Genomic DNA, 20,998 nt, shown 5'->3' on the forward strand with positions numbered 1-20,998 from the left:
AAAGCTTTACTTAATCGTTGTGTTTTTAAGTCAATTCCATTTAATTCAAGGCTTAGACATGACTAAACCCAAATTATCCAATACAGCTGGACTGTTTACGATGTTTGATCATGAGCTTCTAGAGCAAGCGAAATTTGATCATCAACGCACAGTACTGAATCACGGTGAAAACCAGAGAGTTGTCATCCATCATCTAGACAATATCGTTATGCCGATATTGCAGAAAATTGAGTTTGTGCAAGCTGTTCTGAAGTGTAAAACCCCTATTGTTAAGATATTAACTGTAAAACAGCACGGTTTAACTGATCGTTTTTTTCGTAAATTTGCAAAACCCATTGAACCTTTAATGCAAAGTTTCTTTGAACTGCTTTATGCATACACACCTCCAGAGATAGAGCCTGGTATGGCCTGTCTTGCGTTTGATCATGCTCGATCTCAACTTACTCAAGATGAATTCAATGAACTGGCAACTCAAGGCATTGGGTCATCACATCATCTTGAAATTATTCAGCCGTTTGTTGATGACTTTCTACACTTTGTAGAATTGATTAAGTCGTATATGAATGATCCCAAAGTCAAAAAAAAAGTCAGCGACCAAAATAATCATTGTAAAAAGATGAAAATGGTTTGCGTTGGATACATTCGACAATTACTGAAAGTCTACTCTAGATTGTTGGTCGTGCGGATGGATTTATCCCTTATGCGAGATCAACAGACTTTACTGAAAAATGCTTATAGCCTGAAAGAAATTCATTCCAAGCATGATCTAGTCCACATCAAGGCATGTGTAAAAAAACTACTGAATAACAAACGGAATAATCCAGTCATGAAAATGGTGGTGGGTTATATCTTACGCTTCGAATATACCGTCCGCACGGGGTTTCATGTTCACTGTTACTTCCTGTTCAATGGGGATAAAAATTTAGAAGATATTACCCTCGCCCAAGGTATTGGGAAATTATGGAACAAAGTTACACAGGGCCAAGGTACAAGCTATATCTGCAACATGAAGAAGGATTCTTATCGTCACTGTGCAATTGGCATGGTTCATTATGCAGATACTACAAAGCTCGGATATCTGTATAAAACCTTTGATTACATCTGCAAAACCTCACAACTGTTTGACTTTACCAACATGAAAGGCGCACGAGGATTCCAACTCGGTGAAGCGCCCAAAAAAACATCAAATGCTGGTCGTCCACGTAAATACGCTCAACAACTCAATTTAAATTTTTAAATCATCTTTATGATATGGGAGACATTCATGCCAATCCATGCCCGTGATATTTTAACTGCCCAAGAACAATTTGATTCTCTGGAAATGCTGAATCATGTGACCAAAGCTGGAAATCGAGGATTTACAAATTATCCACCGCATATACAGCCAGTTGCACTTTCAATGTATAACACCATGGCAAAAAAAATACGTTCAGCAAAGAACCTAAAAATATTTACGCATCAACCCACTGGGATGCCAACTGGGTTTCCTGATTTATACCTAACCAAGTTGGGGCAATTAGTGATACCAGTTATACACGATTACACCTTTAATCCCTTTGTGAATGGACGCTTTAGGAATATGACGGTCAATCCTTTGATCAAGCTCATGGCTGAAACCTTGACTGCACACCAACTTTCCAGTGGTCAGTTTATAAATCGTGAATACTATGAAAAAGCTGTAGATATCTGTTTTTCAGACTTTAAGGTTCGATGTGGTACGCGAAACAGCACCACCATATTTAACTCTTGGCGAGCCATGTATGTAAAATCTCAAGGTGATATAAATCGCTTTATCGATATAATGATTGATGAATCTCCAAGATTCGAAGTTCACTCTATTGTTGTTCAATTAAAAACAGCTACAGGGAAAATGCCTCAATTCGGCGATGAACAATTCAAGGGTCAAACGGAGAATGAAATGTTGGCTGATCTTGTAGAGCCAATCATAAAAGCGGTCTGGCTGAACAAAGATTCAAATGATGTGATTGGCATCCTGTCTAAAAATGAGATCGATATTATCGGTGATATAAGTAAAAGACTGATTTTCTTTGTAAAAAAAGAATACACAGATATAGATGATTGGGCAGATACTCAATTATTTCAATCTCTCAGTCCATTTTTTGAAAATACGATTACTCACAGTATTTATTATGGTGACGTACCATCAATGAATGCTGGTGTAGCTCCAATGTTCCAAGGACAACATTTAAATTATTACGATTTAAATCAGTCTGGCATTGCTCCAAGGTTAAATCGTTTAAAAGCACATCTTTACGGTACTGACTATTGGATGCGTGTTGATGGGGATAGAGCTACTGTGCGAATTGAACATCAATACGGTTGATATAAACTAAATAAATCCAACGAGCTGTCTGCTCGTTGGATTTATTTTCTCTAACTAACCTATTAATATTATTCAATATAATTTATTAGTAAGTGGTTTTAATATCGAATTATTAGTTAAGCACTCGTCCAAGCATTTGACAAGGTCTCAGCCTGCTTCATCACCAACTCAATTGCTTCGGCTGATTTATCAGGTGGATACTTCCAACGCTGCAAAGTAGGACGACTAATATCCTCAGCTGAGCATGTTATCGGCAGTGTAAAAATGCCCCCTAACGCCATTTAAAAACTGCCCCCTTGGTTAATATAGCGGTCATTTTGGACTGCTCAACATATCAAAGATCACCCGTGCAAAGATGCTGGCCTTCGCCGGATCAGACAGCAACTGCATCATCTGTTCCTGATGTGCCGCACTACTGCCAAGAATGGCATCATCCATCGCTTTCGGGAAATCACCCAGCATGGCTTGTTCACGGGTATTGTTGGCAATCTGCTTCATCACAATCTCATTTTCCGCCAGCTTGTCACGTACAGTATAGGCATAGTTCAGCATGTCTTTATCGGTTAGGTTATCAGTGATAAAGACATCATTCAGACGCTCTATAATCTGTGACAGGAACTCTTCTTTCTTATCGCGTGGCTTGGCTGCACCGAGGTCATTGCCCGGTTCCAACTTAAAATCTTCGGCATCTTCTTTCAGCTTGATGTCTTGCTGACGGATCTTGGACAAGCGGTAATGGCTCATGCTGACATTACTTAAGTCCACCTCATCATCTTTCGTTGCGGTTTCACGCAGCAATGGACGCAGGTTACGCGCATACAGACTGAGCTTCTCCAGTTCTTTGTCATCGTAGTCCACGATCTGCGACATAAACTCGTAAAAACGAGTAAAGCTGCCCAAGTCTTTTTTAAAGATTTCCAACTTGTCTTTTTCAAGCTTGGCCTCTTTAAAGGCATTGTCGGCATTGGCAATCAGCACCGCATCATTGGTTTTCTTGCAGCGTTCCAGCATATCGCGACTGGTGTTATAGGCTTCGATGGCTTGGCTATAGCGTTTCTGCCAGCGTTCAACCGCAGGCTTGCAAATGTTACTGATCGCGGCATTGGATTTGTTCTTGGTAAAGAAGGCTTCTACAAACTGTTCAACTTCCGTCCACAGAAAAATCTTGCTGGCTTTCAGCTTTTCAAACAGGTCAAAGATCTGATCCGGATTGGAAACATCGGCTAATTCTGCGGTTTGATAGTAAGGCTGGAAGGCCCCAAGAATGTCTTCAGGATCGTTAAAGAAGTCCAAGACAAAGGTGCCAGATTCCGCTTTGCCCGGATAGGTACGGTTCAAGCGTGACAAGGTTTGTACGCACTCAACACCACCCAGCTTTTTGTCTACGTACATGGCACACAGTTTCGGTTGGTCAAAGCCAGTCTGGAACTTGTTGGCCACCAGCATCACCTGATAGTCATCACTGTCAAAGGCCTTGCGCATTTCCCGACCTTTCAGTCCCGGGTTCATGTTGCGTTCGTTAAAGGTCTGTCCGACTAGGCCACTGCTGTCGGTATCCTTGTCATTAAACTCAACCTCACCCGAGAATGCGACCATAGCCTGAATGGACTTATAGCCCTGATCCGTCACGTATTTATCAAAAGCGAGCTTGTAACGCACCGCTTCTTTACGTGAACTGGTCACCACCATGGCTTTAGCCTGCCCACCCAATAAGCCCATCACGTTATTTTTGAAATGCTCGACAATGACTTTCACTTTCTGAGAAATGTTGTGGTCATGCAGGCGCACCCACTGATTCAGTCTGATCTTGGCTTTTTTGGCATCGACCTGTTTGTCGGCTTCTTCAATTTTCTGTTTGAGCTTATACACCACTTTATAGTTGGTGTAGTTTTTTAGCACATCCAGAATAAAGCCTTCTTCAATGGCTTGGCGCATGGAGTAAACATGGAAGGCTTCCGGCTTGTTTTGCTTGGATGGCGGTAGCTCAGGATTGGGTACACGGCCAAACAGTTGCAGGGTTTTGTCTTTCGGTGTCGCGGTAAAGGCATAGTAGCTGAGGTTATTACTGCCCTTACGTGCAGCCACCACCGCATCCAGAATATCTTCCGAAGACAATTCAGCATCCTCTTCGCGCTCTTCCAGCATCAACACTTCTTTGAGTTGTCGTGCCGTAGAGCCGCTTTGTGAAGAATGCGCTTCATCGGCAATCACCGCATAACGTCGCTGTTTCAGGTTAGTACTGTTTTCAATCGCACGCAGCACAAAGGGGAAAGTCTGGATGGTCACAATGATAATCGGCTGTGAGGTTTCGAGTGCCTTGGCCAGTTTTTCCGATTTGGAGCCATCGCCTTCTTTATTGTTGATGCGTCCGACCACGCCATCGGCATGTTCAAACTGGTAGATGGTGTCCTGTAGCTGGGCATCCAGAATGGTACGATCCGTGACCACAATCACCGAATCAAACAGTTTCTGATTGTGTTGATCGTACAGGGTCGACAGCTGATGTGCTGTCCAGGCAATCGAGTTGGACTTACCTGAACCTGCACTGTGCTGAATCAGATATTTCTGTCCAGTGCCCTCCTCTAAGGCGGCATTGATCAGTTTGGTGACCACATTCCACTGGTGGTAACGCGGGAAGATCAGCAGTTCTTTTTTGTACTTGCGGCCTTCCCAGTCTTCTTTTTCTTCAATTTGCAGATGGACAAAACGTCCAATGATATTCAGCAAATTGTCCGGGGTGAGAACTTCATTCCACAGATAGGCGGTGGCGTACTGATTCTGGTCTTCTGGCACATCATTGCCTGCGCCACCGTCATGCGTGCCTTTATTGAATGGCAGGAAGAAAGTATCTTCTCCAGCCAGCTGGGTCGCCATATAGACTTCGTATTGACTCACGGCAAAGTGTACCAATGCGCCACGCTTAAACATCAGCAAGGGTTCAGGCTTGTTGGTTTCTGGATCTTTCGGCAAGCGGGTGCGCTTGTACTGCAACATGGCATTCTGCACCGCCTGTTTAAACTCGGACTTGAGTTCCAGTGTTGCCACAGGAAAGCCGTTAATAAACAATACCAGGTCAATGCGCCATTTCTTGGCCTGTTTGCCAGTATCCTGTAACTCGACAGCCGTAGCATACGGGCTATACACCAACTCCGGCACAATGCGGCAGATGTTCTTTTTGTAATTGGCTAAGGTATCCGGATTAAGTGCATGTTCTGGTTTAAACTGACAGAGGAAAAATCGTGTGCTGCGGGTTTTCACTCCGTGACGCAGCACACCTAAAGTGCCATAGCTACGTGACTGTTCATCAGTGGCATTGATGTCGGCTTTCTTCAGCTGGGCAACCACGGCTTCTAGAAAATGCCGTTCGGTATCTTGTGGAAAGATGCGCTGAAACTTCTGCCAGTCTTGTGCTTGGGTTTGTTGCACAAAATCTAGTACGTCCTGCTCATACAAGGCGGTTTCACGGTTGTAGCCTTGTGGCGTACCAAGTTGCCAGCCCTGAGCCAGCATCTGCTGAATGATATCGTTCTGGAAAATGCTTTCACGGGTGGCGTCTAGACTCATGCGCTTAACTCCGTGTCTGCCTCAGCAACCGTTGGCGCTTGCCAATTACGAACGTCAATTTTCCCAGTCACTGCGGCTGAGATGAGAGCGGTTCGGCGTTCTTGCATTAGTGAAATTTGTTGCTGAGTTTTATTTATTAAAGATTCAAATGACTCTAATTTAAATTCAATATCTTTCAGAATTTCAATAACTTCTTCAACTGGTGGTATTGCAATATAAATATTACCCAAACTTTCCATCGATAAATTTGGTTGTGCAGCTTGAACAGCCCCCATCCATATTACGCTTTGAGCAAATTGAGTAGTCAGCCAATGAGACACCCAATGTGAATAGTTAAAATTCAACAATCTAATAAAGCTTACAGCTTGGTTTGTATTTGCCGGTAACAGTTCTTTTTGTAAAACTGAAGCCAGCCCCGTTGTAGCCCCTGCGATAATGACTAAAACATCATGTTCTTTCAAACGGCTACGAGCTAATTGCTCATCAACTTTTTCCGAAATAAAGAATTCTGGATAATTATTTACACGAAATCCTTTTCCAATATTTTCAGCTTTTAGAAAACGGATTCCCTCTTCAACAAAGTCTCCCCCCATAGTTGTAGGGGTAGTACCTTTCGAAATGATTTGCGCTAAGTGTTTAATTCTTCCGACCTGCCAATGCTCCGGCACTTCCCCTAACCATTCCACACCCGAATCTTTCATCGGGACATTCGGATTGAGTCCTTTGGTCACAGCATGGCTAATTACCGCTTGGCTCTTTTCTTTCAGCAGTTCAATCAGTTGTTGTTGTTTTTCAATCAGGTGGTCGATTTTGGCGGTTTCGTGGTCGAGGAATTGACCAATTTTCTCTGCTTCAGAATATGGTAATAAAGGAATTCTTACCTGAATAAAATTTGCGAATCTTAATGCTTGACCATCTCGTACTAAATTGGTCGTTGTCTGCAATGCTTGAATATATGGAATGCTTTTGAATAAATACTTGTAATAAGAAATGCTTAAATCCTGTCGTGGTTTTAGAGGTACATATGCCGAACTAACTGCACCTTTATATCCACAGTATTCGATTCCACCTTGAAAACTACGCATACTTATTACGAAATCATTAACCTCAGCACGCTTTAAAATTTCATGCCCTAATTGAACTTGCACAACTTTTTGCTGCTCAAGTTCCATAAACATTTTTTGTGGAATAACACCATATTTTTGAGATGCTGTTAGCATCTCATCACCCACATTTGCTTTAATATTGCGTTCTTCAAATAACCATTTACTGTATTCAACAGACCAATGCTTAGGAATACTCCCTAACCATTCTGCTCCTGAATCTTTATATTCCGCATAAGCCTGATACTTTGCCATTATGAATGCACCTCTTGGAGCAGCTGCATAATCTCGGCACTCACCGCATCCAGATCCGCATCAATCTCACTTAGGTCACGTGGTGGCTGGTACACGTAGAAATGACGGTTAAACGGAATTTCATAACCCACAATGCCAATCTCGCCATCTTTTTCATCGCGCTTATCAGCATTGATCCAGGCATCTGGCACGTGTGGCTTTACTTCACGTTTGAAGTAATCTTCAATCAGCTCTGTAGTGCTGACTTTTGGATTCAGTGCAATGTTCTCCGCATCACGCAAGTCACCATCCTGCACAAACTCGACCACTTTGCCCTGGTAGCTGAACTGGCCATATAGTGGATTTTCCGCATGTTTCAAGACCTTGCTAATCACCGGTTCAGCTTCAGGATTTTTCCAGGTGATGGCTTCTAACAGCTGTTTCTTCTCTTTGGCATCCAGCTTCATGTCGGTCTGCTTGAGGGCTTTTTTCAACACTTCATCAAACTGGTTAAAGTCATCAAACTGCTCAGTACCAATCACCTCTTGTAACGCCTCGGCTTTTTCCATCAGGGCTTTCTGGAATAGCCAGATTTTGCTATCCAATACCTCTTTAATGTCTTTTTCTTTTAGCTCAGGGAACTCGGCTTTAATCAGGGCACGCACCTCAAGCGCCACGTCCTGCAACTGACCATAAGTTTCTGCTGTCCACGCTGTACCAAAGGCTGTGCCCAATTGCGCATCAATACTTTGCATCACGGCATTAAACGGTTTTGGCGCAAAACGTAATGCAGCAATCGCGCTATCTGTGATCTGTGCCGATAAACGCAATGGACGTTCAATGGTCACGCGACGGTAACCAAATTCGTGACTGTCAAAGATTTTGCTGGCAAATGGTTTTTGCTGTTCGGTTTCACCATCCTGCGCCAAGGTGTCTACCGCGACAAAGTCACCGTAATTTTGGGTAATGGTGGCAATTTCAGCTTCAGTCAGATAGTTACGTTTTGAACCTAGCGACTTACGCATTTTGGTACTGAGGTTTGAGGCATTAATCAGCTGTACCTTGCCTTTACGTTCAGCGGCTTTTTTATTACTGAGTACCCAGATATAGGTGGCAATCCCGGTGTTGTAGAACATATCGTTCGGTAAGGCAATAATGGCTTCCAGCAAGTCGGCTTCTAAAATATAGCGACGGATCTCACTTTCGCCACTGCCTGCACTACCGGTAAACAATGGTGAACCATTCAGGATAATCCCGATGCGGCTACCGCTCTCGGTACTACTGGCATCACGCATCTTGCTGATTAGGTGCATCAGGAATAATAGTGAACCATCCGATACCCGTGGCAAGCCTGCACCGAAACGGCCATCAAAGCCTTTGTGTTCATGCTCGTCCTTGATGTCTTGTTCGATCTTTTTCCAGTCCACACCAAAAGGTGGGTTAGATAACATATAGTCAAATTTATCTAATGCGAGTTGATCATTCGACAAGGTATTACCAAGTTTGATTCGGCTTACATCCTGACCTTTAATGAGCATGTCGGCTTTACAGATAGCGTAGGATTCTGGATTGAGTTCCTGACCAAAGGCACGCATCACCGCATTCGGGTTCAGCTCATGCAGATATTCCATACCGGAAGACAGGAAGCCACCCGTCCCCGCTGTAGGATCGTAAATGGTGCGGATAATGCCGTCTTTAGTCAGTACATCATCATCTTCCATAAAGACCAATGCTGTAGTCAAACGCACGATGTCACGCGGGGTAAAGTGTTCCCCTGCGGTTTCATTAGAACCTTCGGCAAAACGACGGATCAGTTCTTCAAACACCAAGCCCATGTCATGGTTAGATACGTTCTTTGGACTCAGATCCGTGGTGGCAAACTTTAGCACGACTTTATACAAAAGGTTGGCATCATCGAGGAGGCCGACAAATTCGATGAAGTTGAAGTATTCAAAGATCTCACGGGCATCTTTAGAGAAACTTTGCACATAGGTGCTTAAGTTGGCCTTGATATCACTCTGCCCCATTTTGCTGAGATCCATTGGGGAGGTGTTAAAGAAGGCTAGACCGTTGGTGGCTCGCAGCAATAACTTTTCTTGAGCTTCTTCTGGCAGATTCAGCTTGGAGACTTTTTCATGTTCCACCAGTACCGCTGCCTTGCTTTGTTCCAGTACACATTCCAGACGACGCAACAAGGTAAATGGCAGAATGATGCGGCCATATTGCGATTGTTTGAAGTCACCACGCAGCAGGTCGGCAACCGACCAGATGAAAGAAGCGATTTGTGAAAAGTTATTGTTGGTCATAGTGGTGAATCAATTCCTGAATTCTTATCTGTGATCAGTATCTGGCGACACTTCGGTTGCTAGAGATAATACTGATAATTTTTTAACTGTTGGATAATATTATATTATTTAAAAGCAGATTGTTGATTATTCATTTATTGCATGACAGTTAAGCGACAAATTTTGTCGTCCGGTTTCAGATTTTTCTCATAGAAGGTTCATCCACCATAACGCTACAACCCTGCTTTTGAAAGCCGTGCCTATTTATAAGCCCATCTGCTAAACTAGGCTTACATCACCTTTGTTCAAGGAAATTCCAGAATGCTAAACACTCTCGAACAGAAAAAAAAATATATCCAAGCTACGCGCTTGCAGAATTATCAAGCCAGTTTAAAGCTGGAAGGCATTAACCCGTCCTCAAACGCACCGGCATTAAGTAAAGCTCAGATTCTACAGAAATATAAGAAATTCTCACAGACCTCGGAATCGTGATCAGGCTTCCTTATGGATAAATATGGTGAAATGGGTGACAGCATTTACTGTTACCCCAACTCGGACGTACTCAAAAACAAGCTGAACATTCAGGATGCTGAAATTCTGCAACAGGCAGAACTGGAGTTGACTGAGTATGCCAGCACACGAATTGAGTATGCGGAGCCACCTTACGATCTCAAATACCTGCAATCCATTCACTTTCAGCTCTTTTCAGACCTGTATGCCTGGGCAGGTGAACTAAGACAAGTGGATATTGCCAAAGGCGATACCCGCTTTTGTACCTTCCCGCGTATTGAAATTGAAGCCAATAAGCTCTTCAAGCAACTTGAGCAGCAGCACTATTTTCAAGGTTTAGCCAAACCAGTACTTATCCAAAAAATCGCTGATTTTTATTGTGAACTTAATGTCATTCACCCTTTCAGAGAAGGCAATGGACGCACTCAGCGTATTTTCTTTGAGCATTTACTCGCCCACTGCGGCTATGGCGTACAATGGGACAAAATTGACAATAAAGAAGTTTGGATTCAGGCCAATATTGATGGATTCAACTGCCGGCTAGATGGACTGATCGCTATTTTTGAAGCCTGCATTATCACTCCTGAATAACAAAAAAATTAAGGGAGCCAAAGCTCCCTTCAATTAGTGACTAGCCAACTTGTTCAGAATCCATTAATTGACTTACCAAGCTGACTAGATAATTCAACTGTGCTCAATTCACAGCTCTAACACTCTGCTGCAACCCCTGCTGAATCTCCTGCACATAGCTCAATTGCACTGAATGCTCCGTATCTACAGCACTGTCACTGTGTGGATAAAATTCCTCCAGCAATTCCATCCCCTCCTCTGCATGCACCTCAAATCGGGCATTGGCAAAACCCTGCCGTGCAATCTGATCTAATGCCGCCTGATCAAACCCTGCCTGTTTTCCCTGTTGGTCAATCTCCTTGGCTGTCTGAATCGCGGTTTGTAAATCCACGCCTTCCCGTAACGTTAAATCCACGTAATACACGGGCTGACGATAGCTTTGAGTTGTGCTTTTCCCACGCAACGTGAGCTGCAACGACAAACACGACAACAAACCACCTGATGCTGCATGGTAGTAATTCAAACGTGCAGCCAAAGTGCGAATACTGTTAAAGCCTGTGGTTCTAAAAATAAAAGTCCCAAACTCATCGGCTTCACCTAAATTGACATGCAGGCGTGCATAAGGCTTGCAATGTCCGCCTTGTCCAAGTGGGCATAAGTCGGGGGATGGACAAGGATGTTGCTCTACACCTTGTGATGTCATACGTTGGCAGGTTTGACCATTCCCCACACAAATCGGGCGACCTGTCTGTCGGTCAAACAAGCTGTACTCGGCACGTAAGTTCAATTCAGGGTCATTGAAGATCATACGTACAGGGATGCTACGTAACTTTTGATTCGGTGCTTGGCTACGCAATTGCTCATCCAAGGGGTGTTTAATCCAACCGTCCTTACCCTGTATTTGACTGGTAATGGTGAACTGATCGTCTTTCTCTGGCAGACGCTTGCCATTCTTTTCTATTACACGGCCAATACTGATCCGCCCAAGAATTGGCGGTGTAATGGCTAGACCTTTAATCATGTTGAAATTCCTCTGTCGTTGATATGTTTAGATGTGTTGCACTGTTTGCTTAAATTAAAATCGGCATAAAAAAATCCCATGCAGGGCTGCACGGGACTTCAGATTGCTTCTTGCTGAATGATTAACTCTAAACTTTGAGCTAATCGTGATAAATGTTGAAACGACGGCTGCCTGCTTTCTGCAGTGGGTATTGTTGGATGAGTTCAGGTTGGTGCTGAAGTAAGGACTTGATGTCTAAGCTGACACTGTCCTTGCTCTTCTTCCATGTCACTGAACCTTGCTGAAATACGGCACGTTCATGTTCCTGCATCAGTGCCTGAACTCGGTGTTTGAGTAGATCAAACTGGCTTTGGTGTTGTTCAATCTGCTGTTTTTCCTTTATCAGCTGATCAAACAGTTCATTAGCAAGTTTCACCTCCGTTAGATCAACACAGCTCAGTGGGGTATGTTCAGGATAGAGCTGCTGTAAAGCTTTGGCTGCCGATTCACTGGCATCCACTGCTGGTGGAACGTCATTTTCAACACATTCCCAAAATAATCGTTCTGCCTGAATGATCTGTTCAATCAGGGCTTCGTTACGACTGACTTTGTAGATTTTGGTTTCCTGCCCACACAGCAAGACACAAATATGTGCCGCTTGTTTACCTGTCACCGCCAGTTGGTGTTGTACCTGACACAACACGTATAACGGCACACCATCTCGCCACAGTTTAGCGCCATATTCTCCTGCGGTTTTGCATTCCAGTATTTGCACGTCTTCATTGCCCACCACGGCATAATCCAAGTTCGCCAACATAAAGGCTTTGTCAGGATCAGGATGCTGCAGCACCGCATTGACCCGACGAACTTTGCTGTTGGTATGCAGACTGTAGTATTCAGCCACTAGCGGTTCTAACTGCTTGCCCCAATATAAAGGTGCATGTCCTGAGCTTTCATCATCAATGTTTTGCTTTACCCGTCCTGTTTTAATCAGCCACAGTTCCAGCATCGATATATAGGGATTCAAGCCACAGGCAGCTGCGGCATCACTGCTGCCTATTCCCTGTTTACGCACTTCAAGCCATGCCTGATAGTCCAGTTGTTTGGTGTTGATCAGACGTTTGGCATTTAAGCTACGTTTTGAACCTGATTGACTTTGTTTAAGCTTGTCATTGGCTACAGTTGGTAAATACTGAGATTGAGACGTTACTGTTGGGTTTATAATCTGATTCATGGGTTTATCCTTCTATCATTGATTTTAAAACGGCATAAAAAAAGCCACATCCGAAGATGTGGCAAAGAGGGATACGAGATAAAATTTAGGCTGCAAGATATAAAGCTTGCTCCAATCCACGTTGTTTCAATGCTGCGCCTGCACCAAACCATGCAGAATCAAGGCGGTGATCGGTACTCATCGCTCGACGTTCATGGTCGACAAATTCTGTGATCGCACAAAGCAGTCCATAGGCGGTGTCTTTGGCTGAAGATAAGTCTGCCCCACGTCCCTGACCGTTAAACATATTCATGACTTTGGTCATGGCACGTCCATTCGGTTCAGTTTTATTGGGCTGTGGATTGGCTTGGGACGCGACATTACGGTAGTACTGAATGATGTTATCCTCCTGTTCCATCGCACTTAGGCTATTGTTGTTAAATACCGCATCAAAATAAGCTGCTGCTTCTTTCTGAGTGACTTTACGTTGGGTAAGTTGTTTCATTTCATACATGTGGTCGTACCATGTTTTCACTGAAATACCGAGTTGATCTTTGACCTTGTCGGCATCAAACTTGGTACTGTGCGGCACTTTGACCACGCCTGCATTGGAACTCTGTCCACGCAAGGCAATGGCTAAAGTGTTGTTACACACCACACGGATATTGGTGAATTGTGCGGTGGTGGCTAAAGTGCCATCACATGCGGTTGCCAGCAGAATATAGCCATTGCTGACATCTCCACCTTTCAATTCTGCAGTTTGTCCTGTACGTGCCAAAGCCCAGAACTTTTTCCCACCCTTTAAGACACCTGCGGTTTCCAGTTCAAAGCCTGATTGCTCAGTCAGATCACGGTAGAATTCCAGAATCTCCATCGGTTGGACTTCTTGATAACGCTGACTCACCACCGATAAAGGAGCATGGTTATCTGAACGGTACAGTACCCGTTGTTCTTCATACGGCATGATGATGCTTTGCCCACGGGCATTTTGTGCCATGTAGCTGACATTGGATGATTCAATGCGCCAATCCATGCCTGCCTGCTTGGCCCAGACTTCAATCGGTTGGTTTGGGCTGAGTTGATTGCCTAGACCATGCCATGGGGTTTGTCCGACATACGCCATTTGTTCAAGTTGATGTGCCATTTTGATTATTCCTCAAATAAAAGTGAAAGATATAAAGATTTAAAGATGCATAAATGTGCTGTAAGGGTTTAAACAATCCATCTATTTAAAGATGTAACCGTGTAAAGTCAGAGATGCGATTACGGCACCCATGCAAACGCTTGTTGGCAATCCAGACAGAGATACTGCTCGGCATTGCTGTAGTATTTTTCAAAGGCATACTGACTCACCACCACCAGTACACCACCCACCACCACCCCAACAGCTGCACCGAAGAGTGGTGAAAAGCCTGACTTGCGAGCGACCTGCATGCCAAACATCGCCATCTGTGTTGGTGAGATACAACGTTGTAGTTGCTCAAAATAATTGGCATGCGCATTGCCTGAATCGGTTTGTCTGACCTGGGTAGACTGACAGTAGGGACATCGAATAAAAGACATGGGGATTCCTCGCGAAATGAATTCAGTGCAAAGCGCTGAATGAAGGCATAAAAAAACCGTGCCCATTGAGGACACGGTTTGATTTAAATTTTGCTTTGTCGAGGAGAGTCGCTATTGAAAGCTATAGCTTGCAGTGCCTTTATCTGTTTCGACATCAACCTGCACCACATTACTGTAGCTACAGTCTGTTAATTTCAGTCTTAAACGTTGCCCCATCTTAAAGTGCTGCGGATATTCCAATGATCGACGATAGCCTTCATAACGACATTGTCCATGATTGACAGAAACATGGCTGACATCGATAGGCTCTGCAATATTGGAACGGATGGTCAATACCGTAGCGGATTGATTTTGGGCATACCAGTTACTGGTATCAATTACATCGAGTTCGACCGTAAACGTGTTTGGATCAAGACCTGCATTACATCCACTCAACATGATGCCTGTCGTTGTAGTCACTGCGAAGAGTAAGGGTTTTAAAAGTTGCTTCATCAAGTTCATCTTTAGCAGTAGTTATAGCTCACGCCATAATCGCCTGTATTTAAATCAATGCTGGCCAAATGGATTTCACAGTCTGTGCCGTTATCAAATTTATAAACGTAGTAGCGATTACCCGCTTGCTCCGACTCCAGTGCGCCATGTTCTTGCAAGCTAAAGTCTTGCACTGATTTGCCTGTATCTTTTGCGGCTTTGGCAAAGATATAGCGTTGATACTTGTCTATATTGTCCTGCTCAAATTCAGGCAGTTGATCATAGGGCAGCATCGACAGTAAGGTATCCGCCGCCTTAAGGTTTTGATCAAACTCAAAACTCAGCAATTCAGGTTCATGATCTGATAGACTTAGACTTTTTCTTCCCGTGGTCAATTCTTTGACATCAATCCCATCCACTTCTGCTGCTGCAATCTCAGTGGATACTGCTTCTGAATTGGCAGATTCTAAAGGTTGTGCAGAGCTGACCTCAGAAGTGTTGGCTTGAACCGTTTTTTCAGTTGGGTGTTTAGGGCTAAAGAAGTATAAGCCTGCGATGCTGATCAAGGTCAGGGCTAAGATTGCCGCCAAGCCCAATATGGTTTTTTGGGTCATTTGAATGTTCCCCTCATTTAGTTGGGCACAGTGACTTGACCATTCTGCGCATTAAAGTGAACAAAGCGTGGACAACCACCTTGAAAGTTCACCGTGAAATTACGCCAACCACGGTTGCCAGGATTGGTTTTATAAAGACATTGATAAACCCCACCGCCTGTATGACGTGCTTGAACAAGGTAGGATTCACTGGCTTGTGCAAACCAACCTGCCTGCGCCAATGAGGCGCCTGCAAGTAGTGATGAAATCAGGGTCGTTTTTAGGAAAGTTTTAAACATCATCATTTTCTCTTTTTTATAGGCATCACTGGTCTTGGTCTTAATCAGACACAGTGTTCCTAATGTCATAAATGTTGGAATGAATATCTATGTTTTTTTTGAAGTGTTATAGACGATAAAGCACACAAATCTATGCCCCTCAAAACAGCATGAGAGATTCATCTTCATATCGGTAATATGTACTTAAAAAAGTTTTATTCTTAGAAAGTGATCGACACAGCAATGCATGAAATACAGAGCATCAGGTCACATTACCCCTGTGGTGTAGATTGGGCACACACATAAAAAAAGAGAAATATAAAAGACAGTCTTGATGTAAGCACATGGCGTACTCCTTAGGTATAAAGAAGTTTCACCAAATCACTGCTAAATGATGGTGGCGAAACAGAAGACGGGTTAGCAGACTGATACCTAAGAAATCAGCACGTCCGAAGACGTCCCCCCTCCCGTTCCGCCGCAGAGGGGGTACGTAGGGATACCCACCAAAAAGTTATACTTTTTAGTGTACTTAGGTAAATGGGTCTGCTAAAACCCGCTGACGATGTAGGTCAGCAGGTTAAGGATAATCTGCACGCTGTAGAGCGTCAAGCAAGCTAAGTAAATGGGGAGTGAAAATATTTATAATTAAAAAATGCTTGAATAAGAATATAGTTAGATTTAAATACAGCTTATTAAACTATATTCCTTAATCTTCCAAATACTACCAAAAGAAATCAATCCAATCCAAAATTTGATGAGGGGTAGGTTGAGGGGTAAAACTACAGACAAAAAATAAGCCCTTGTAAAAACAAGGGCTTATTTAGATATTTGGCGGAAGCGGTGAGATTCGAACTCACGGAGGACTCGCGCCCTCGTCGGTTTTCAAGACCGGTGCATTAAACCGCTCTGCCACGCTTCCATGTGGGCCATGATACGAAGCTTTTGATTTGATGACAAGTAAAAAATACCACTCAAGCACTCAAGTGAATATTGTTTCACCAAATCAGCGCTAAAGTTCATCAAAACAACAGCATAGCCACCTCACTTTTTAAAGTTTAGCAGCCAATTCAGCCCCTTCACGAATCGCACGTTTTGCATCTAACTCTGCAGCAAGCTTTGCACCACCAATAATATGATAGTTAGCCAAAGTATTTTCATCTGCCGCAGGCATTAAATCTTTAACCGACTCCTGCCCTGCACAGACTACAATGCTATCTACACGTAACAATTGGTCTTGACCTGCCATTTCAATCCACAAGCCTTCATTGCTGATGGCTTTATATTGCACACCACGTAGCATACGCACCGCATGTTTTTTCAACTGTGCACGATGTACCCATCCTGAAGTTTTACCCAAACCTGCACCTAAAGCTGTCGTCTTACGTTGCAATAAATAAATTTCACGGACTGGGGGATGAACTTCTGGAGCAAGCATACCACCTTCAGTCACATAGTTAGGATTCGGATCGACTCCCCACTCACGCTGCCAATCTGCCAAAGGCTGCGGTTGTGGCTGATGTTCAGGTTTCAGTAAAAACTCCGACACATCAAAACCGATACCGCCTGCACCAATCACAGCGACTTTTTGTCCAACAGGTGCACCACGTAATACTTCTGCATAAGACAATACTTGCGGTGCATCGCTGCCTTCAATTTTTAAAGCACGTGGTACTACACCTGTTGCAATGACCACTTCATCAAAACCTTCACGTTCGAGTTGCTCGCGGTTGACTTTGGTATTTAAACGCAAATCGACCCCAGTTTTTTCAATTTGCACTTTAAAGTAGCGAATGGTTTCGTGAAATTCTTCTTTGCCCGGCACGACTTTTGCCAAGTTGAATTGACCGCCCACTTCGTTGCTGGCTTCAAATAAAGTCACATGGTGCCCACGACTAGCAGCAACTGTAGCAGCAGACATTCCCGCAACACCACCACCGACAACTGCAATACGCTTCGGTTGCTTGGTTTTTTCATAGACCAATTCAGTTTCATAGGCTGCACGCGGATTGACCAAACAAGTCGCACGCTGATTTTTAAAGGTATGATCTAAACACGCTTGGTTACAGGCAATACAGGTGTTAATTTCATTGACACGATTGGTCGCAGTTTTATTGACCCAAAACGCATCTGCCAACAATGGTCGTGCCATTTGAATCATATCAGCTTTACCCGCTGCCAATATTTCTTCTGCAGTATCAGGCATATTAATACGGTTGGATGCAATTACAGGAATCTCAACGTGTTTTTTCACTTCTGCGGTGTAATCAACAAAAGCTGCGCGTGGCACAGAAGTCACGATGGTTGGAATGCGCGCTTCATGCCAGCCAATCCCTGTATTGAGCAAGTTCACACCCGCATGCTCTAAGGCTTTGGCAACGGTAATCACTTCGTGCATGGTATTGCCATCGTGGACTAAATCCAGCATCGACAAGCGGAAGCAGATAATAAATTTTTCACCCACTTCGGCGCGAATGGCTTTGACTACTTCTAAAGCAAAACGCATACGGTTTTCAATCGTACCGCCCCATTGGTCTTCACGCTGATTCACATGACGGCTTAAAAACTGATTCAGTAAATAGCCTTCCGAACCCATAATTTCGACACCATCGTAGCCTGCCATTTTGGCTAAACTAGCTGTTTTCGCATAATCTTCAATGGTATTTAAAATTTGTCTTTCACTCATTTTACGTGGTTTAAATGGTGAAATTGGAGATTTAATCGGACTTGCAGACACCACAAATGGTTGATAACCATAGCGTCCTGAATGCAGAATTTGCATTAAAATTTTCGCACCATGCTTATGTACGGCATGTGTCACTAATCGATGTGGTGCAACATCGCCCAATGTATTCATAGTACCGCCCGCAGGCAATAACCAGCCTTGACGGTTAGGTGAAATACCACCTGTAATAATTAAACCCACGCCACCTTTGGCACGTTCGCCAAAATAAGCAGCCAGTTTTGGATAATTATAAAAACGATCTTCCAAACCCGTGTGCATTGAACCCATCACGACACGGTTTTTAATGGTGGTAAATCCTAAATGTAATGGTTTTAGAATATTTGCATAGCGAGTTGTCATGATGAGTCCTTATATAATGAGCTTTGCAACTTGTTGCATGAATACTTTAACCGATTTTTATAAACTGTTTATGACTCTAAAGTTCGACTGTGTGGCGCAAACGTCAATTTATAGGGTCTGTTGACACTTCTTCTATGTTTGCGACGTGAGAGATATATCTCGCAAGGTTTTTTAGCTGATATAAGGCATGAGGCAGGAAATTTAGTCATTCTAAATGACTGACTCATAACGCAATAGCAGCAAAAAATATGCTTGTCCCCTTGCGCAGCAAACAAAGCAGTGCTTTGTTCTTGCTCATGTGGCTAAAACTTTCTCAGATTGCGTTATGAAACTTGGCAATAGACCCTAACTATTCTTGATATAAACTTGATATAAAACCGCCCAAAAGTAAAAGTGATTTTATTCTGCACCATCCCAATTGCAGGTTTTGATCTTCAACATCTATACCAAGTTTGCCATTTCTAAATGAAAATTTAAGCCTGAACCTGATTTTTTTATCAAATGCGCTTTTTTAACGAAAACAAGCATTTTAAAGAGTGCTATAATTTGCAGTTTAGAATTCTCCTTGGCCACCAAATGTGGTGCCTATTTTAAAAAAGTTAGGACTAGCAATGACTGATAATGCAACTATCTTGCAGAATGTACCAGTAGGCAAAAAAGTCGGTATCGCCTTTTCTGGTGGTCTAGATACTTCAGCTGCTTTATTGTGGATGAAGCAAAAAGGCGCTGAACCATATGCGTATACCGCAAACTTGGGTCAGCCAGATGAAGATGACTATGATGCCATTCCAAAGAAAGCCGAAGAATACGGTGCGGTAAAAGCAGTCTTGGTTGACTGCCGTATGCAGTTGGCTTTGGAAGGTATTGCTGCCATCCAATGTGGTGCATTCCATATCAGCACAGGCGGTATACCTTACTTTAACACCACCCCGCTTGGTCGTGCAGTAACAGGTACAATGCTAGTGACTGCCATGAAAGAAGATGACGTAAACATCTGGGGTGATGGTTCAACCTATAAAGGTAACGATATTGAGCGTTTCTATCGTTATGGTTTATTGACTAATCCTGCGCTTAAAATTTATAAGCCGTGGTTAGACCAAACCTTTATTGATGAATTAGGCGGTCGTGCGGAAATGTCACAATTCCTTATCGACAATGGTTTTGACTATAAAATGTCAAAAGAAAAAGCTTATTCAACTGACTCAAACATGCTAGGTGCAACACACGAAGCGAAAGACCTTGAGTACCTAGATGTTGGCATCAAAATCGTTGATCCAATCATGGGCGTGGCGTTCTGGAAAGATGACGTTGAAGTTAAAGCCGAAGAAGTGTCGGTTACCTTTGAAGAAGGTATGCCAGTTGCATTAAACGGTCAGCGTTTTGAAAACCCTGTTGAGTTGATTCTTGAAGCGAACCGTATTGGTGGTCGTCATGGTTTGGGGATGTCTGACCAAATCGAAAACCGTATTATTGAAGCAAAATCTCGCGGTATTTATGAAGCACCAGGCATGGCGTTATTGCACATTGCTTATGAGCGTTTGGTTACGGGTATTCACAACGAAGATACTATTGAACAATACCGCATTAACGGTTTACGTTTAGGTCGTTTATTGTATCAAGGTCGTTGGTTCGATTCTCAAGCGTTAATGTTACGTGAAACTGCGCAGCGTTGGGTGGCTAAAGCAATTACTGGTACAGTGACTTTAGAATTACGTCGTGGTAATGACTATACCATTATGAACACTGAATCTCCGAACCTCACTTATGAAGCTGAGCGTTTAACTATGGAGAAAGGTGATTCAATGTTTACGCCAATGGATCGTATTGGTCAGTTAACTATGCGTAACCTAGACATTACCGATACACGCGCTAAATTGGGTCTTTATACCAATTCTGGCTTATTGTCGATTGGTTCAGGTTCTGCAGTGCCACAATTGAAAGACAAAAACAAATAATCACTTGGTGATGATTTTGTGAAATCGAAAGCCGCTCAAATTGAGCGGCTTTTTTATGTTTGTTTAAACATGAGGACTAAACAATTCATACTAAATGAAAGCTGCATTGACATACTCCCACCACTTTCGTTTTCACTCAAGTGGGGGATTCTAAAAGCAAAGCTCTTAGGCGACTTCCTCACGGATTTCGCTTGCTTTCTGCTTCTTAGGGCGACCTTTACCGCATCCACCCT

General features: G+C 43.3%; 17 protein-coding genes, 1 tRNA gene and 1 pseudogene. 5 read left to right on the forward strand and 14 right to left on the reverse strand.

Annotated features, from left to right (window positions below; translation table 11 throughout):
* Positions 1-58 precede the first annotated feature (58 nt).
* Both FTU71_RS03380 and FTU71_RS03385 read left to right on the forward strand, forming a co-directional pair.
* A complete protein-coding gene (locus FTU71_RS03380) occupies positions 59-1,237 on the forward strand; it encodes an inovirus-type Gp2 protein (RefSeq protein WP_180111424.1) in 1,179 nt (392 codons plus the stop codon).
* A 27-nt stretch (positions 1,238-1,264) separates the two neighbouring features.
* Positions 1,265-2,344 (forward strand): hypothetical protein, encoded by a 1,080-nt coding sequence (locus tag FTU71_RS03385; RefSeq protein WP_180111426.1) that lies wholly within the window; start codon positions 1,265-1,267, stop codon positions 2,342-2,344.
* 116 nt (positions 2,345-2,460) lie between these two features.
* On the opposite strand, the pseudogene FTU71_RS14690 reads toward FTU71_RS03385, so the two are convergent.
* The 4 genes and pseudogenes from FTU71_RS14690 to FTU71_RS03405 all read right to left on the reverse strand — a co-directional run.
* Positions 2,461-2,568: pseudogene (locus tag FTU71_RS14690) on the reverse strand (type I restriction enzyme endonuclease domain-containing protein); the annotation flags it as partial.
* Positions 2,569-2,656: 88 nt separating this feature from the next.
* Positions 2,657-5,908, reverse strand: coding sequence for a type I restriction endonuclease subunit R (locus tag FTU71_RS03395; protein ID WP_180111429.1), 3,252 nt, complete (start codon positions 5,906-5,908; stop codon positions 2,657-2,659).
* Entirely contained in the window at positions 5,905-7,266 is a 1,362-nt protein-coding gene (locus FTU71_RS03400; RefSeq protein ID WP_180111431.1) for a restriction endonuclease subunit S, read from the reverse strand. The genes FTU71_RS03395 and FTU71_RS03400 overlap by 4 nt, the downstream gene beginning before the upstream one ends.
* On the reverse strand, positions 7,266-9,551 hold the full coding sequence (locus FTU71_RS03405) for a class I SAM-dependent DNA methyltransferase (protein WP_180111433.1): 2,286 nt from the start codon (positions 9,549-9,551) through the stop codon (positions 7,266-7,268). The genes FTU71_RS03400 and FTU71_RS03405 overlap by 1 nt, the downstream gene beginning before the upstream one ends.
* 300 nt (positions 9,552-9,851) lie before the next feature.
* On the opposite strand from FTU71_RS03405, the gene FTU71_RS03410 reads away from it, so the two are divergent.
* Positions 9,852-10,022, forward strand: coding sequence for a YhfG family protein (locus tag FTU71_RS03410; protein ID WP_004914907.1), 171 nt, complete (start codon positions 9,852-9,854; stop codon positions 10,020-10,022).
* Positions 10,023-10,034: 12 nt separating this feature from the next.
* A complete protein-coding gene (locus FTU71_RS03415) occupies positions 10,035-10,631 on the forward strand; it encodes a putative adenosine monophosphate-protein transferase Fic (RefSeq protein ID WP_180111434.1) in 597 nt (198 codons plus the stop codon).
* A 103-nt stretch (positions 10,632-10,734) separates the two neighbouring features.
* Here FTU71_RS03415 and FTU71_RS03420 read toward each other — a convergent pair whose 3' ends face one another.
* The 9 genes from FTU71_RS03420 to FTU71_RS03460 form a co-directional block, all read right to left on the reverse strand.
* Positions 10,735-11,631, reverse strand: coding sequence for a hydrolase or metal-binding protein (locus tag FTU71_RS03420; protein WP_180111435.1), 897 nt, complete (start codon positions 11,629-11,631; stop codon positions 10,735-10,737).
* A 139-nt stretch (positions 11,632-11,770) separates the two neighbouring features.
* The gene (locus tag FTU71_RS03425; RefSeq protein WP_180111436.1) at positions 11,771-12,844 is read right to left on the reverse strand and encodes a YqaJ viral recombinase family protein; all 1,074 of its coding nucleotides are present in this window, start codon (positions 12,842-12,844) and stop codon (positions 11,771-11,773) included.
* An 85-nt stretch (positions 12,845-12,929) separates the two neighbouring features.
* On the reverse strand, positions 12,930-13,967 hold the full coding sequence (locus tag FTU71_RS03430) for a DUF932 domain-containing protein (RefSeq protein WP_180111437.1): 1,038 nt from the start codon (positions 13,965-13,967) through the stop codon (positions 12,930-12,932).
* Between the two features lie 119 nt (positions 13,968-14,086).
* Positions 14,087-14,386, reverse strand: coding sequence for a hypothetical protein (locus FTU71_RS03435; protein ID WP_002126054.1), 300 nt, complete (start codon positions 14,384-14,386; stop codon positions 14,087-14,089).
* Between the two features lie 111 nt (positions 14,387-14,497).
* A complete protein-coding gene (locus FTU71_RS03440; RefSeq protein ID WP_002058070.1) occupies positions 14,498-14,878 on the reverse strand; it encodes a hypothetical protein in 381 nt (126 codons plus the stop codon).
* A gap of 11 nt (positions 14,879-14,889) precedes the next feature.
* Entirely contained in the window at positions 14,890-15,471 is a 582-nt protein-coding gene (locus FTU71_RS03445; protein WP_180111438.1) for a hypothetical protein, read from the reverse strand.
* A gap of 17 nt (positions 15,472-15,488) precedes the next feature.
* Positions 15,489-15,749 (reverse strand): hypothetical protein, encoded by a 261-nt coding sequence (locus FTU71_RS03450; protein WP_002058491.1) that lies wholly within the window; start codon positions 15,747-15,749, stop codon positions 15,489-15,491.
* Between the two features lie 808 nt (positions 15,750-16,557).
* Positions 16,558-16,647, reverse strand: a tRNA-Ser gene (locus tag FTU71_RS03455).
* A 129-nt stretch (positions 16,648-16,776) separates the two neighbouring features.
* Positions 16,777-18,810 (reverse strand): NADPH-dependent 2,4-dienoyl-CoA reductase, encoded by a 2,034-nt coding sequence (locus FTU71_RS03460; RefSeq protein ID WP_004972684.1) that lies wholly within the window; start codon positions 18,808-18,810, stop codon positions 16,777-16,779.
* Between the two features lie 611 nt (positions 18,811-19,421).
* Between FTU71_RS03460 and argG the strand changes: the two genes are divergently transcribed.
* Complete coding sequence (gene argG, locus FTU71_RS03465; protein ID WP_180111439.1) at positions 19,422-20,765, forward strand: argininosuccinate synthase; 1,344 nt, start codon at positions 19,422-19,424, stop codon at positions 20,763-20,765.
* 53 nt (positions 20,766-20,818) lie between these two features.
* On the opposite strand, the gene FTU71_RS14505 is transcribed toward argG, so the two are convergent.
* Positions 20,819-20,998: hypothetical protein (locus FTU71_RS14505; RefSeq protein ID WP_218945600.1), on the reverse strand; the 180-nt coding region annotated here is incomplete at its 5' end.

Source organism: Acinetobacter sp. YH12136, assembly GCF_013418545.1.
GTDB lineage: Bacteria > Pseudomonadota > Gammaproteobacteria > Pseudomonadales > Moraxellaceae > Acinetobacter > Acinetobacter towneri.

Bases quoted from the DNA above. Each gene is read 5' to 3' on its own strand.
- argG (WP_180111439.1), top strand. From the start codon at position 19,422: ATGACTGATAATGCAACTATCTTGCAGAATGTACCAGTAGGCAAAAAA.
- FTU71_RS03400 (WP_180111431.1), bottom strand. From the start codon at position 7,266: ATGGCAAAGTATCAGGCTTATGCGGAATATAAAGATTCAGGAGCAGAA.
- FTU71_RS03410 (WP_004914907.1), top strand. From the start codon at position 9,852: ATGCTAAACACTCTCGAACAGAAAAAAAAATATATCCAAGCTACGCGC.
- FTU71_RS03425 (WP_180111436.1), bottom strand. From the start codon at position 12,844: ATGAATCAGATTATAAACCCAACAGTAACGTCTCAATCTCAGTATTTA.
- FTU71_RS03460 (WP_004972684.1), bottom strand. From the start codon at position 18,810: ATGACAACTCGCTATGCAAATATTCTAAAACCATTACATTTAGGATTT.
- FTU71_RS03405 (WP_180111433.1), bottom strand. From the start codon at position 9,551: ATGACCAACAATAACTTTTCACAAATCGCTTCTTTCATCTGGTCGGTT.
- FTU71_RS03415 (WP_180111434.1), top strand. From the start codon at position 10,035: ATGGATAAATATGGTGAAATGGGTGACAGCATTTACTGTTACCCCAAC.
- FTU71_RS03430 (WP_180111437.1), bottom strand. From the start codon at position 13,967: ATGGCACATCAACTTGAACAAATGGCGTATGTCGGACAAACCCCATGG.
- FTU71_RS03450 (WP_002058491.1), bottom strand. From the start codon at position 15,749: ATGTTTAAAACTTTCCTAAAAACGACCCTGATTTCATCACTACTTGCA.
- FTU71_RS03395 (WP_180111429.1), bottom strand. From the start codon at position 5,908: ATGAGTCTAGACGCCACCCGTGAAAGCATTTTCCAGAACGATATCATT.
- FTU71_RS03380 (WP_180111424.1), top strand. From the start codon at position 59: ATGACTAAACCCAAATTATCCAATACAGCTGGACTGTTTACGATGTTT.
- FTU71_RS03420 (WP_180111435.1), bottom strand. From the start codon at position 11,631: ATGATTAAAGGTCTAGCCATTACACCGCCAATTCTTGGGCGGATCAGT.
- FTU71_RS03435 (WP_002126054.1), bottom strand. From the start codon at position 14,386: ATGTCTTTTATTCGATGTCCCTACTGTCAGTCTACCCAGGTCAGACAA.
- FTU71_RS03445 (WP_180111438.1), bottom strand. From the start codon at position 15,471: ATGACCCAAAAAACCATATTGGGCTTGGCGGCAATCTTAGCCCTGACC.
- FTU71_RS03385 (WP_180111426.1), top strand. From the start codon at position 1,265: ATGCCAATCCATGCCCGTGATATTTTAACTGCCCAAGAACAATTTGAT.
- FTU71_RS03440 (WP_002058070.1), bottom strand. From the start codon at position 14,878: ATGAAGCAACTTTTAAAACCCTTACTCTTCGCAGTGACTACAACGACA.